This is a genomic window from Acinetobacter sp. S54, assembly GCF_016624945.1.
Classification (GTDB): domain Bacteria; phylum Pseudomonadota; class Gammaproteobacteria; order Pseudomonadales; family Moraxellaceae; genus Acinetobacter.
The window spans coordinates 26,587-40,999 of record NZ_JACVUI010000019.1; the positions used below are offsets into that span (position 1 = coordinate 26,587).

General features: G+C 39.9%; 12 protein-coding genes. 8 read left to right on the plus strand and 4 right to left on the minus strand.

The window, feature by feature from the left end; all coding sequences use genetic code 11:
• Nucleotides 1-7 precede the first annotated feature (7 nt).
• From IAE20_RS15990 to IAE20_RS16010, 5 genes are read left to right on the plus strand one after another with little or no spacing between them, the layout of a single operon-like run.
• Nucleotides 8-613, plus strand: a complete 606-nt coding sequence (locus IAE20_RS15990) for an RBBP9/YdeN family alpha/beta hydrolase (protein WP_200461849.1) — start codon at nucleotides 8-10, stop codon at nucleotides 611-613.
• 59 nt (nucleotides 614-672) lie between these two features.
• The gene (cysT, locus tag IAE20_RS15995; protein ID WP_200461850.1) at nucleotides 673-1,506 is read left to right on the plus strand and encodes a sulfate ABC transporter permease subunit CysT; all 834 of its coding nucleotides are present in this window, start codon (nucleotides 673-675) and stop codon (nucleotides 1,504-1,506) included.
• Nucleotides 1,503-2,363, plus strand: coding sequence for a sulfate ABC transporter permease subunit CysW (cysW, locus tag IAE20_RS16000; protein WP_200482687.1), 861 nt, complete (start codon nucleotides 1,503-1,505; stop codon nucleotides 2,361-2,363). The genes cysT and cysW overlap by 4 nt, the downstream gene beginning before the upstream one ends.
• 40 nt (nucleotides 2,364-2,403) lie before the next feature.
• Entirely contained in the window at nucleotides 2,404-3,465 is a 1,062-nt protein-coding gene (locus tag IAE20_RS16005; protein ID WP_200482686.1) for a sulfate/molybdate ABC transporter ATP-binding protein, read from the plus strand.
• A gap of 47 nt (nucleotides 3,466-3,512) precedes the next feature.
• Nucleotides 3,513-4,436, plus strand: coding sequence for a CysB family HTH-type transcriptional regulator (locus tag IAE20_RS16010; RefSeq protein WP_200461853.1), 924 nt, complete (start codon nucleotides 3,513-3,515; stop codon nucleotides 4,434-4,436).
• 95 nt (nucleotides 4,437-4,531) lie between these two features.
• On the opposite strand, the gene rpmE is transcribed toward IAE20_RS16010, so the two are convergent.
• The 3 genes from rpmE to IAE20_RS16025 form a co-directional block, all read right to left on the minus strand.
• Complete coding sequence (rpmE, locus tag IAE20_RS16015; protein WP_004989885.1) at nucleotides 4,532-4,756, minus strand: 50S ribosomal protein L31; 225 nt, start codon at nucleotides 4,754-4,756, stop codon at nucleotides 4,532-4,534.
• 230 nt (nucleotides 4,757-4,986) lie between these two features.
• On the minus strand, nucleotides 4,987-5,985 hold the full coding sequence (locus IAE20_RS16020; protein WP_200461854.1) for a bile acid:sodium symporter family protein: 999 nt from the start codon (nucleotides 5,983-5,985) through the stop codon (nucleotides 4,987-4,989).
• A 255-nt stretch (nucleotides 5,986-6,240) separates the two neighbouring features.
• Entirely contained in the window at nucleotides 6,241-8,412 is a 2,172-nt protein-coding gene (locus IAE20_RS16025; protein WP_200482685.1) for an AmpG family muropeptide MFS transporter, read from the minus strand.
• A 205-nt stretch (nucleotides 8,413-8,617) separates the two neighbouring features.
• Between IAE20_RS16025 and IAE20_RS16030 the strand changes: the two genes are divergently transcribed.
• Nucleotides 8,618-11,215, plus strand: a complete 2,598-nt coding sequence (locus IAE20_RS16030) for an ATP-binding protein (RefSeq protein WP_227611111.1) — start codon at nucleotides 8,618-8,620, stop codon at nucleotides 11,213-11,215.
• 53 nt (nucleotides 11,216-11,268) lie between these two features.
• On the opposite strand, the gene IAE20_RS16035 is transcribed toward IAE20_RS16030, so the two are convergent.
• Entirely contained in the window at nucleotides 11,269-12,453 is a 1,185-nt protein-coding gene (locus IAE20_RS16035) for a trypsin-like peptidase domain-containing protein (RefSeq protein ID WP_200461857.1), read from the minus strand.
• 173 nt (nucleotides 12,454-12,626) lie between these two features.
• Here IAE20_RS16035 and IAE20_RS16040 point away from each other — a divergent pair, with 173 nt between their 5' ends.
• On the plus strand, nucleotides 12,627-13,385 hold the full coding sequence (locus IAE20_RS16040) for a Nif3-like dinuclear metal center hexameric protein (RefSeq protein ID WP_200482683.1): 759 nt from the start codon (nucleotides 12,627-12,629) through the stop codon (nucleotides 13,383-13,385).
• A gap of 146 nt (nucleotides 13,386-13,531) precedes the next feature.
• Nucleotides 13,532-14,158, plus strand: coding sequence for a superoxide dismutase (locus IAE20_RS16045; protein WP_200461859.1), 627 nt, complete (start codon nucleotides 13,532-13,534; stop codon nucleotides 14,156-14,158).
• The last annotated feature ends 255 nt before the right edge of the window (nucleotides 14,159-14,413 follow it).

The following is a 14,413-nucleotide window of genomic DNA, read 5'->3' on the forward strand; positions in this document are numbered from 1 at the left end:
CAGCGTCATGGTACATACAGTTATCGTTCCGGGTGTTGGTGGTAGTGAATATCAACACTGGCAATCATGGTTACAACGTGAACTGATCAGCTGCTCTCGTGTGCAACAAAAAGACTGGAACCATCCTGTATTAAATGAATGGGTAGAACAATTTCAGCAAACATTGAGCTCAATTGATCAGCCGATTCAAGTTGTTGCACATAGCTTTGGTTGTTTGACCAGTGTGGCTGCGCTGGCGAAATATCCGAATTTAAGACAAAAAGTCAAACATCTGACATTGGTTGCGCCTGCAAATCCTGCACGCTTTGGTGAAGCTGGCTTTGCCCGAAATAGTCTCCATGATTATGCAGATTACTTTCATCAGTTACGTATTGATGTGCCGACTCAACTCATTATTAGTGAAAATGATCCATGGTTACATTTTGATGATGCCATGCGTCTCGCTCAAGCATGGCAGATTAAACCTGTCAATCTTGGGCAAGTTGGTCATATCAATGTGGCATCAGGTTTTGGACCTTTTCCAGAAATTTTTGATTATATTCTTGAGGAAAAACAGCCTCATAGAATAGTGCCTTACTCTGATCAACATTCAATGATCAAATACGCAATTTAACTTTTTATCACTTTTTCGATTTGCCTGCTACTTGGCAGGCGTACTCTTTAGGAGTTCTCATGTCGCAGCGATCCCGAGTGCTGCCAGGATTTGGTCTTTCACTAGGGTTTACCCTAGCGTATTTATCACTCATAGTACTTATTCCACTGTCTGCCGTTTTTATTAAATCGTTTGGTGTCGGTTGGGATGGTTTATGGGAAATATTGAGTTCAGAACGAATCCTCAAGTCATTGCAGCTTAGTTTTGGTACTGCCCTTATTGCAGCTTTAGTCAATGTAGTTTTTGGTTCTCTACTGGCATGGTGTCTGGTGCGTTATACCTTTCCTGGGAAGCGCCTGATTGACGCATTAGTTGATTTACCATTTGCACTGCCTACTGCCGTTGCTGGTATTGCCCTAACCTCTTTATATGCACCTACTGGCTGGATTGGTCAATATCTGACACCGCTTGGTATTCAAGTAGCTTATACACCAATCGGGATTACCATTGCCTTGATTTTTATTGGCATTCCATTCGTAGTGCGAACAGTTCAGCCGGTACTTTCTGATATCGAGACAGAACTCGAAGAAGCAGCTTCTGCATTAGGCGCAAATCGCTGGCAAATTGTCAGTAGAATTATCTTCCCGATCTTGCTCCCGGCATTGCTTACTGGTTTTGCCTTAGCCTTTGCTCGAGGTGTAGGTGAATATGGCTCTGTTATTTTCATTGCAGGTAATCAGCCCTTTAAAACTGAAATTGCACCTTTAATGATTATTTCTCGCTTGGAAGAATATGATTACCCTGCAGCAACGACGATTGCGGTTGTGATGCTGGTCATTTCTTTTGTGATTTTACTTCTCATTAATCTAATTCAGGCGTGGGCGAGTCGTCGTACAGGGAGAACTGTGAAATGAGTTTAGTCACCAGTAGCAATGCTCTTGCTGAAAAATTACAATCACGTGATTCAACCCGTGAACCCACTTGGGTACGTTATACCCTATTGACTGTGGCTTTAATCTTTTTCTTAAGCTGCCTCATTTTGCCTTTGGTTTTGGTGTTTGTAGAAGCTTTTCGTCAAGGCGTCGATGTTTATGTGAATGCCTTGATTAACCCAGATACACTGTCTGCGGTAAAACTTACGTTACTCACTGCTGCGATTGCCGTTCCCCTGAATGTGGTGTTTGGTGTTGCTGCGGCTTGGGCAGTGGCAAAATTTCAGTTTCGTGGCAAATCTATTTTAACCACACTGATCGATTTACCATTTTCAGTTTCCCCGGTAATTGCAGGTTTGATGTTGGTGCTTATATTCGGTATGCAGGGTTGGTTCGGCCCGTGGCTGATGGATCATGATATTAAAATTTTGTATGCCGTACCTGCAATTGTAATTGCCACTGTATTTATTACTGTACCTTTTGTGGCACGTGAATTGATTCCTTTAATGGAAGCACAAGGCACTGAAGAAGAAGAAGCTGCAATTGTACTAGGAGCCTCAGGTTGGCAAACTTTCTGGAAAGTCACTTTACCCAACATTAAATGGGGGCTCCTGTATGGTGTGATTCTGTGTAATGCACGTGCAATGGGTGAGTTTGGTGCGGTTTCAGTTGTTTCAGGACACATCCGTGGTGAAACCAATACCTTACCTTTACATGTAGAGATTCTCTACAACGAATATACCTATAGTGCAGCTTTTGCCGTGGCATCTTTACTGGCCTTTCTGGCAATTATTACCCTGATTTTAAAAACATGGGTAGAAATTCGTCAGGAAAAATAGAACAACCGAAATGATTCAGCAGCTTCTTGAGGAATGATCAATGAGTATTCAAGTTAAAAATATTGAAAAACACTTTGGTGCATTCCACGCACTAAAAGATATTTCTCTGGATTTTCCAGAAGGACAGCTGGTGGCATTACTTGGCCCATCGGGTTGTGGCAAAACTACCCTGCTGCGTATTATTGCGGGATTGGAATCGGCCGACTCAGGTCAGGTTTTACTTGAAGGTAATGACGCAACTAATGTGCATGTACGTGAACGTCAAGTGGGTTTTGTATTCCAGCATTATGCTTTATTTCGCCACATGACCGTATTTGACAATATTGCTTTCGGTTTACGTGTTCGCCCTCGTAATACCCGGCCTAATGAAGCTGAAATCAAAAAACGAGTAACCCGATTGCTTGATCTGGTTCAGCTTGGTTTTCTGGCAGATCGTTACCCAGCTCAATTGTCAGGTGGTCAACGCCAACGTATTGCTCTTGCCCGGGCGTTAGCTGTTGAGCCTCGTGTATTGCTTCTGGACGAACCTTTTGGTGCATTAGATGCCAAAGTGCGAAAAGAGCTTCGTCGCTGGCTAAGAACATTACACGATGAACTACATATCACCTCTATTTTTGTGACCCATGATCAGGAAGAAGCACTTGAAGTCGCTGATCAAATTATTGTCATGAATAAAGGTAATGTTGAACAAATCGGTTCACCTCGTGAAGTCTATGAAAAGCCTTTAACTCCTTTTGTGTTTGACTTTTTAGGTCAAGCCAATCGTTTTGATGGTGAATATCATGATGGTGTAGTGCATATTGGCGAAAATAAAATCATTCTGCCTTCAATTGCTCAAACACCACACGGTAAAGTGATTGCATTTGCCCGTCCAGATGAGTTACATATTCATGCCCAACCTCATGAAAACAGTATTGAAGCTGTTTTTGTACGTGAAGTATGGATTGCTGGAAAAGTGATTGCCGAATTACAGGATCGTCAAGGGCATCTGATTGAAATCGCATTAAGCCCTGAAGAAGCAAGACAGCATCAATTCAGACCCAATCAGAGTGTTTGGGTCAGTGCTTCCCAACTTCATTTATTTGCCGATCAAGTCGCTTAGATTCAATTTGGGGATGTGTTGCATCCTCAAAAGAGAGATAAAAAATTATGAATTTTCAACAATTAAGAATCATACGAGAAACTGTTCGTCAAAACTTTAATTTAACCGAAGCATCGGCAGCGCTTTATACCTCTCAATCAGGTGTGAGTAAGCATATTAAAGATTTAGAAGATGAACTTGGTGTTCAGCTTTTTATCCGTAAAGGTAAGCGCTTACTGGGTCTTACAGAACCAGGACAGGCATTATTGGGTATCGTGGAAAGAATGTTGGTCGATGCTGAAAATATCAAGCGTCTTGCCGATGACTTTAATAAAGTCGATGAAGGCACACTGACCGTTGCAACTACACATACTCAGGCGCGGTATGTACTTCCACCGATCGTGAATCAGTTTAAAAAGCTTTTTCCAAAAGTACATTTGATTTTGCAACAAGCCAGCCCAACTGAAATTGCAGAAATGCTGCTTCAGGGCGAAGCTGATATTGGTATTGCAACGGAATCTCTCACTACTGAAGAAAATTTAGCCAGCGTTCCATACTATCAATGGCAACACAGTATTATTGTTCCGCAAAGTCATCCCCTGAGTCAGGAAAAAGAAATTTCACTGGAAGCTTTAGCCAACTTTCCAATTATTACATATCACGGCGGATTCACTGGCCGTTCTAAAATTGATAGAGCCTTTGAAGATGCGGGTATTGATGTTGACCTTGTCATGTCCGCACTCGATGCCGATGTAATTAAGACATATGTGGAACTAGGCATGGGGGTTGGGATTGTCAATGACGTCGCTTATGATGCAGAGCGTGATTATCGACTAAAACAAATTAAAACTGATATTTTTGGATTAAACACTACATGGATTGCAGTACGTAAAGGTCATTTACTACGTGGATATGGGTATGAGTTTATCTCGCTATGTTCACCAGAGGCAGATATTAAAGCACTCAAAAAAGTAGCTTATCCTGACGAATAATTTCGACAAAACTCAGATAAAAAAAGAACCGCTTTTGCGGTTCTTTTTTTGGAAAACTGAAAAAAGATAAATTCTTCGTTTCAGATTTTCTAGTATTAACGTTTGATAGAACGTGACATACCAGCAAAACGTTGTTTGAATTTGTCGATACGACCACCAGTGTCCACATTCTTTTGTTTACCAGTATAGAATGGGTGGCAAGCTGAACATACGTCAAGATAAAGAGTTTCTTTACCTAAAGCAGAACGGGTTTCAATCACGTTACCGCACGAGCAAGTTGCAACTAATGTTTCGTATTTTGGGTGAATATCGGCGCGCATGGTCGATTACTCCTAATTGAAGAAAGGCTTAAGCTGTTATCGCAATTGATCACTCTCAACTTACAATTCAAAAAGAATGTTAAATTGAGGAAAGGCTGGTCAACTAAAAATAGACAACGCAGCAGATCAACACCACAACAGACCATTTCTCTTGGCCCACCGAGACGAATCCGTCAGAGCTAAGCACAACAAGTGGGCAGATTATACGCTAAAAAAACCAAGATAGCGAATTATTCCAATACCGTTTTATCTTTTGAGGTTACAGGTTCATGCTTTTTCGACCAATAGTTTGCAATGACGCCACACACCATCAATTGAATCTGATGGAAGATCATAATTGGTAATACAATCATACCTAAAGGCTGTCCACTAAACAGAATTTGTGCCATAGGTACGCCACTCGCCAGTGTCTTTTTGGAACCGCAGAAAAAAATAGTGATCTGATCTGCACGATTAAATCCAAGCCAAACAGGTATAAATAATCCAAGAAGCATGATGATCGTAAGTAAAACTGAACATGCCAGTACAAGATAAAACAATGTTAGTAAGTTAATCTGATGCCATAAACCCGCCACTACGGCACTACTAAAAGCACCATACACCACCATTAAAATAGTGCCCTGGTCAAAGGTTTTTACAATACTGGGTACTTTTTGCATATACGGATAAATCCATGTCCGCAAAATTTGCCCCAATATAAACGGAACCAGCAATAACAACGTAATTTGTATGATAGATGCGGTTGGATCGTAGTTATGTTTAGACTGCCCAAAAATAAAAAAACTTACCAATACAGGCGTAATAAACATACCGATTAAATTTGAAAACGATGCGCTACACACTGCTGCAGCAACATTACCTTTCGCCACGGAAGTAAAGGCAATAGACGACTGAACTGTCGAGGGCAAGAAGCACATAAACAAAAAGCCCCAGTATAATTCCTGCCCTAATACAGGAAGTAAGACTGGTTTTGCCATTAGACCCAGAAATGGAAATACGACAAAAGTAAAGGCAAAAACCAGCACATGGAGTTTCCAATGCAAGATACCTTCCACAATCGCTTCTCTTGAGAGCTTAGCCCCATGCAAGAAAAATAAAATCGCAATTGCAACATTGGTTACCACTTCAAAAATACTGGCAGTATGTCCTGACACAGGAATAATACTTGCCAGAATAACCATGGTAATCAATAAAATGGTAAAACGATCCAGAGCCAGTAATTTCAACATTGCATTACATCCTGTAGGTCACTCACAACAAAGTCCGATAAATGAAATTTACCAAGAAATAAATTTTCATGTTACCGAGCTTACTTGATAAAGCCAGTTTTCAAATAAAATGTTCAGTATTTATTTAAAAACTTAGCTTTTAAATCAATAATATACACTGAGTTATTATATGTTTTTTAGCCCAATTAAAACAGCCTCAACTTTGCGTAGAGCAATTTCTTTAGATTTAACTTGTGACTCATATAAAACCAAGCCTTATTCATTTGTATTTTCTGGTTCAAGTGCTTGATGTTCTCTCAACAATTTTGCAACCCAAACCACTAAAATTAAAATTGGGATTCCAATGAGTGTCGTCATGAGGAAAAATTTAGGATAGCCGATATGTGTCACGATGGTGCCTGAATACCCCCCTAATAATTTAGGAGTCAATGTCATCAACGAACTGAAAATAGCATACTGAACCGCGGTAAAAGAAACACTGGTCAAACTAGACAAAAATGCAATAAATGCTGCACCTGCCAACCCTGAGGCCAAATTATCGACAATAATAGCAAAGTAAAGCCACGTAGAACTATAAGGTTTGATTACTTTGCCTTTGAGTTCAGTACTTCCACTTGAATCGGTCTGAACTGGAGCAATTGGCTCAAGTTCAATATCCAATGTCTGTACCTGACCTGAATGAGCAAGGGCATAATTTCGTTGAGTGCGAACCATAACCTGACCAACTGGTGACAGCGCTTCCACAGTAATAACTTTGCTCTGTGAATTTTTTAGAGATTGATGATCAATAATTCCACTAAATGCGCCTGTCGCATCAAGTTTTGCATTAAAGCTTTTTCCATCTAGCTTTAATGCAATAGGTTGTTCTGCACTTAACTGATCAGAACTCAGTCCCGAAAGCTGCCCTCTTACCACCACACTTTGCTTCAGTTCTTGTATAGATAGTTGATTATCACTGGTAATGGGCAACAGTTGAATTTGAGGCCCAACCACGTTAGTGCTTAAGTAAGGTAAATCCACAGAAATAGAATCGGGCTGATTTTGTGCAAACTGGCTTTGAACATTTATGTGATGATTTTCCAATAAAGCCTGATTTGGAATCGACACTTTAAAGTAACCCACTTCATCACTTTGAGCAGTATAGTGATGTGATCCAACATGGATCTGCACATCTGCCAAAGGTTGACCTGATTTAACTAGACCGATAAAAATCAAATTGGTAGAACTGGCAAGAACTGCACCGACAAACATCAATTTCATAATGTTCATGCGCTGTGCAAGTAAACCACCCAGAAAACCACCAATAAGGCTGAAAATAACACCATAAACTTTCACAGCTTCAGCAATTTGTTCTTTACTAAAGTTTAAGTCCTGATAAAAAACATTAGAAATGACACCTGCAATGATGTCTGAAATTCGATAAAATCCTATTAAAAGTAGCAACACCAATGCCAATTTGACACCATAACGTTTAAAGAAATCTAGTATGGGGGCGACCCACGTTTCTTTGGCCATTTGCTTGTTGACTACACCAGCATGCACTAACACATAGCCCATCAATAATGCACAGGCAGTGGCCGTTAAAAAGCGCAATGCTTCAAGACCAAATAAAGCAGCAGTATCTGTAATATTGGCGGCGCTAGCGATTAAATCAGTAATATTTCCGGAATAGATATAAGTCACTACAAACGTTGCTACGGCAACAAAAAAAACAAACACTAAACGATAATAATCACTGCGTTTATAGTCTTTATAAACTCGATTGACCTGCGGTTCACGCACAATCAGCGTTGTGATAATCCCCACTAACATCACAGCAGCCATAGTTAAATAGGTATATTTCCAGGCTTCATAGATATAGTTCCCTTTGGAAGTTCCTAAATAAGCTGCTAAAAACAAAGCTCCTGCGCCTGCCACGATCATCCCGATACGATAACCTGCGTTATAGGTTGATGCTAAAACCGTTTGCATCTGAGTTTCGGCTAATTCGATACGATAAGCATCAATCACAATATCTTGTGTCGCTGCCGAAAAACCGAGCAATACTGCGCCAACAGCCATTTGAATCAAATAACTTCGTCCCAGAGAGGGATCTGAAAATGCCATGATACAAATAGAAGCAACGATGAGTAACTGTGCAATAAGCAACCAAGCACGACGACGACCTAATGTTTTGGTGAGAAATGGAACTGGAAGTTCATCAATTAATGGCGCCCACACAAACTTAAAAGAATAACCTAATGCAGCCCAACTGAAAAAAGTCACGGCACTTTTATCAATTCCTGCTTCCCCTAACCATAGGGATAAACTTGAAAAAATCAGCAGAATTGGAATACCCGCAGAAAATCCCAGAAACAACATAATCAAGGCACGGCGATCAAGAAAGGCGTTAAAAGCAGCTTTCCATCCAGTAGTTTGTGTGGTCATTCGGTTATTATTTTCCAAAGATTTTATAAAACAGCCTATTCAATCGTGTTATGCCCAAGCTTTCAATATTGTTTGTGAAAAGCTTGTCATTTAAATTGAGAAAAAATGCTGCGAAGCTTGATATTTTGCCCTAAACCTGTATACCTTTAAATCTTACTTCTAGTTTATTTTTTGGATTTCACCTGTGACCCAAAGACACGATCAAATGGCTTCAACTTTATCTTCAACCACGACCACAGCGACAACTCTAAAAAGCAATAATCTACCATCAGCATTTGAGCGAACTGAGATTAAAACGACACTAGAAAAGACAACTTTAAAATCTGAACAACTCACCCATATTACCAATCTGGAAAAAATTCCGTCGTCGACGCGGCGTCTCAAACCACTGAATAATTTTCTGGGTCAGGATCGTGCACGCGCTTCTGTAGAAGCTGGTATATCCCTTCCATATTCAGGTTATAACATTTTTGCAGTTGGTACAGCAGGCCTAGGTAAACGCACCATGATCAAGCGTTTGCTCCAGCAACACGCTAAAAATATGCCAACTCCAGATGACTGGGTTTACGTTAATAATTTTAAAAATGCACGACAGCCCCTTGCCTTACGTTTTCCAGCAGGTCAGGGTCCAAAATTTCAAAATGCCTTGCATCAGGCTTGGCAAACCATATTAAAACAACTTGAACGACGTTTTACTGCTGAAACCTATCACAATCGTATTGAACAAATTCGCCAAGAAACAGGTGATGAACAGCAGGAAGCTTTAGTTGAGCTCACCAAAGAAGGTGAAACGCTTGATCTAAAATTGATTTCACGTAATGAAGAACATTGCTTCGTGCCTGTACATGTCAAAGATGATCAGGTTCAGGAAATGACTCAAAATGAAATCAATGCATTAAGCACCAAACAGCGTGCTGAAATTGCATCCAATATGCGTTATATGGATAAAAAGCTGGAACGCTTAGGATTGCATCTAGGTGATCTGGAGGACGATGCACGTGATCAAGTGTCTGAACTTAATCGTGACATTGCAAAACAAGTCGTTTTACCTAGAATTGATTTATTGATTAAAAAAAATCAGAGCGTGGCGGGTTTAGAAGATTATTTACAGCGTTACGCCGAAGATATTATTCAAAATGTTGAAACGATTTTAGCGCAAGAGGAAGATGATTTTTCACCTGCCCTGTTTAATCGCGTTCCAGCGCGCTACCAAGCTAATACCATTGTCACGAATAAGCCAAATGCAGGCGCACCCGTTATTTTTGAAGATTTTCCAACGCACTATAACCTGCTTGGACATGTCGAGCAGTTAACCCAAAATGGAACTATTACAACTGATTTTACTCTGATTCGCCCCGGTTCATTGCACAAAGCTATTGGTGGTTTTTTAATGTTGGAAGCCGAACAACTGCTTGAACAACCTTATGCATGGCAAGGACTTAAACGTGCTTTAAAATCTGGTCAATTAAAACTGTCCTCACTTGAACATATGTTGACTTTGACAGGTAGTATTTCAATTGAGCCCGCAGCAATTCCACTTGATATCAAAGTGGTTTTATTGGCAGAGCCTGAAATTTATTATGAAATTTTAGAAGTAGAACCTGAACTGGGCAGTGTGTTTAAAATTCGAGCCGATTTTACTGACACATTACAACGCAATGAAAGTAATGAGCAGGCATACATGCAGCTTATTGCCGATTATGTCCAAGTTGATAAATTACTGCCTTTTGATCGTTCAGCATTATCTGCTCTTTTAACTGATTCAAGCCGTCAGGCAGAAGACCAAAGCTCATTGTCTTTACATGCTTCTACATTGGGTGATTTGATTCGTGAAGCACATCACCATGCTTTTACCGCAGGTGACAAAACGGTTTCGGACAAACATGTCAATCAAGCCTTACATCATCGCCAATATCGCTTGGGTTATTTACGTGAGCTGTATTGGCAAGATTTATCACGTGGCACCCAGTTGATTGAAACACAAGGTCATCGCTTGGGTCAGATTAATGCGCTTTCTGTCATACATTATGCAGATGTTGAATTTGGCCTGCCTTCACGTTTAACCGCCTCCGTTTATCAAGGCGGCGGTGATATTTTGGATATTGAGCGCAGCGTAGAATTAGGTGGATCATTACATGCCAAAGGCGTCTTGCTGATGTCGAGCTTTTTAAAGGCGCATTTCGGTCGTTCACAGATTTTACATTTTTCTGCGGCGTTGGCGTTTGAACAAAGCTATGGACAAGTAGATGGTGATAGTGCAACTGTTGCCGAACTTTCAGCATTAATTTCTGCGATTAGCCAAATTCCAATTGATCAATCATGGGCAATTACTGGTTCTATGAACCAATTGGGTCAGGTTCAGCCAATTGGTGGTGTCAATGCTAAAATCGAAGGCTTCTATGATGCATGTAAACTACAAGGTCTGACTGGAAAACAGGGTGTCATCATTCCACGTCAAAACATGCAACATTTGATGTTACGTCAAGATGTCATTGAAGCTGTAGAAGCAGGTCAATTCCATGTGCATGCCATTGAAACCATTGATCAAGCTCTAGAAATTTTGATGGCACGACCCGTAGGTGTCCTTGATAAAAAAGGTCGCTATAGCAAAGGCTCTATTTACGCTGTGGTAATGGAACAACTCGAATACTGGCAAGCCATCGAAGATGGTGATGAAGTTGAAGATGAGCCTAAGAAAAAGAAAAAAAAGAAGAAGAAAGCAAAAAATGAAAAAGTAGAAAATGAAACTGCGATAGAGGAAACAGCAGTTTTACATCCTGTGTTTAGACGTCGCAAGAAATAATCCAACCCTATAAAAATAAGCCTCATGATGAGGCTTATTTTTATCATGTTAAATTAGCGTTTTGGCAATGGAATATACTGTGAACTTTGGTTCTGGTTTTTACGCTCACCTACTTTGACATCCAGTGTCGCGGTCTGCCCATTGCGTTCTACCTCTAGTTTTACCAAAGTATTAGGTGCTTGTAGAGCAACATAGTTAATTAAATGTGATGCTGAATCAATTACTTCATTATTCACTTTCAATATTTTGTCACCTACTTTAACACCAGCTTGATCCGAAGGGCCACCACGCAACACATCCGCGACCACAACACCAGTTTGACGTGGTGCTAAAACATCATCCTGATCCTGATTTGGCGCAACCAGACTAATGCCTAACCAACCACGAATCACACGACCATCTTTTAAAATCGAATTTAGGACTTGCTGACAAACTTGCGCAGGAATGGCAAAACCAATACCAAGAGAACCACCAGACTGAGAAAAAATCGCAGTATTTACCCCAATCAAGTTTCCTGCAACATCAATCAATGCACCACCTGAATTGCCTGGGTTAATAGCAGCATCTGTCTGGATAAAGTCTTCATAGGTGTTAATACCCAAATCTGACCGACCTGTTGCAGAAATAATACCTTGAGTCACTGTTTGGCCCACACCAAATGGATTACCAATCGCCAGAACAACATCACCCACTTCATTGCCACTTAATTTAAACGGTAAAACTGGCAATTGATCAAGCTCAATCTTGATCACTGCTAAATCTGTATCTGGATCGGTTCCAATCACTTTAGCAATAGCACGTCGGCCATCATTGAGTCCGACAACAATTTGATCAGCTTGTGCAATTACATGATTATTGGTCAAAATATACCCATCTGGACGCACAATGACACCAGAACCCAGACTATTTTCGTTTTCCTGATTGGGTTGCTTAGGCAACTGATTTCCAAAAAATTCGCGAAAAACTGGATCATTCATTAAAGGATTGGCAGCCTGCTTTATTTTTTGGGTCGTAAAAATATTAACGACTGCAGGCGCAGCTACTTTTACAGCAGCACTATATGAAACCACCCCACCCGCACGTGAAGTATCAATTAAAGGTTTGACATTTTCAGCGGGCATTTTTACGCCATCGGCTGCCACAGGAGCTTTCGGCTGATTTAATTTTTGCCACGAAAGAAAACTAATAATGACAATGATGAGAAGTATCCACGGTAACCATGTAAAAGCACGACGCACGTTTACATCCTCTAAGTTTGATTTAATTTATTGAAGAAAAAAGAGTTTACTTATTGTAAAGCATAAGCTTATAGATAACTGAAAAAAGGTAAAAAAGATTTGTCTAGCTTTAGTTACTATTAAAAATATGTTTTGATGTGACTTCACTGGAATGATTCAAAGTCGGATGATTCATGGCAAATTTACATGAAATTATACAATGGTGCGATCAAACACTTTTAAGCGCTGAGTTTAAAGATTATGCCCCGAATGGTTTACAAATCGAGGGAAAAAAAGAAGTTAAGCGAATCGTATGCGCTGTTACTGCATCTGAAACTGCTGTAGACGCAGCTATTGAGCTTAAGGCCGATTTATTATTGGTTCATCATGGCTATTTTTGGAAAGGCGAACCGTACCCCATTACAGGAATGCGTGGAAATCGGATAAAAAAATTGATTCAAAATGACATTTCATTAGTCGCTTATCATCTACCATTGGATGCTCATCCCGTTTTAGGCAACAATGCTGCTATTGCAGAAATTCTACAACTAAATAATATTGAAGCCTTAGACAGCACTGAACGTCATCCCATTGGAAATATTGGTTATTTAGAAGCCCCATTATCCCCTGAAGATTTTCAAGCAAAATTACAGCATTGTTTTGATTTTAATATTGTTCACTTACCTGCCAATAAACCCTACATTCAGAAAGTCGGTTTTTGCACAGGCGCTGCGCAGGACTTTATTAATAAAGCCGCATTACAAAACTGCGATGCCTATCTATCTGGTGAAGTCAGCGAAAGAACGTTTTATGAAGCACAGGAGCTAAATGTACATTATTTTGCCTGTGGCCACCATGCAACTGAACGTTATGGCGTTCAACGTTTAACAAAGGCAATAGCTGATCATTTTTCAATCGAACATCACTATGTCGAGTTGAATAATCCGATTTAAGACGTATTTATTACATGTATTTATATATACGTATTAATTAAGGCTTTATTGTGTATTGTTATTTAAAACGATCACCTTTTGCATAAATAATCATTTACAATAAAGCCACTTAATTCTATTACCCAGCTAACGCAAGGAATTGGAACATGACAACCATTACTTTACCTGCATTACCTTATGCTTATGATGCACTTGAGCCACATATTTCTAAAGAAACTTTAGAATTTCACCATGATAAGCATCATCAAACTTATGTGACTAATTTAAATAACTTGATCAAAGGCACTGATCTTGAAGGTAAAACTTTAGAAGAAATTATCAAAGCTTCTGCTGGTGATGCATCTAAAGCGGGTATTTTTAATAATGCTGCGCAAGTTTGGAACCACACGTTTTACTGGAATTCTATTGCTCCAAATGGTGGCGGTAAACCGACGGGTGCAATTGCAGCAAAAATTGATGAAGCATTTGGTTCTTACGAAAAATTTGCTGAAGAATTTACGACAGCAGCAACCACCCAATTCGGTTCTGGCTGGGCTTGGTTAGTAGCTGATGAAGTCAATGGTAAACTTTCTATTACTAAGACTTCAAATGCTGATACTCCACTTGCACATGGTCAAGTTGCTGTATTGACAATTGATGTTTGGGAACATGCTTACTATATTGACTATCGTAATGCACGTCCTAAATATATCTCTACTTTCCTTGAAAGCCTTGTAAACTGGGATTATGCAAATGCTAAACTTGCTGGACAACCAGCAGGCGTAGAAAAATAATTTTTATTTTTCCTAAAAACCACTCTATATAGGGTGGTTTTTTTTATTTAATCAAAAACTCCAGAGCTTAAAAAACAATAATTTTGTTGAATAAAACAGCATAAGCATCTGTTTTGATGATAAATAAATCACTTGAATGTCGTTTTAGGTTTTTACCCTTGACCTAATCCCAAGATATGCCTAGAATGCGCATCAGATTCTCCAATAGCTCAGTCGGTAGAGCGACGGACTGTTAATCCGCAGGTCCCTGGTTCG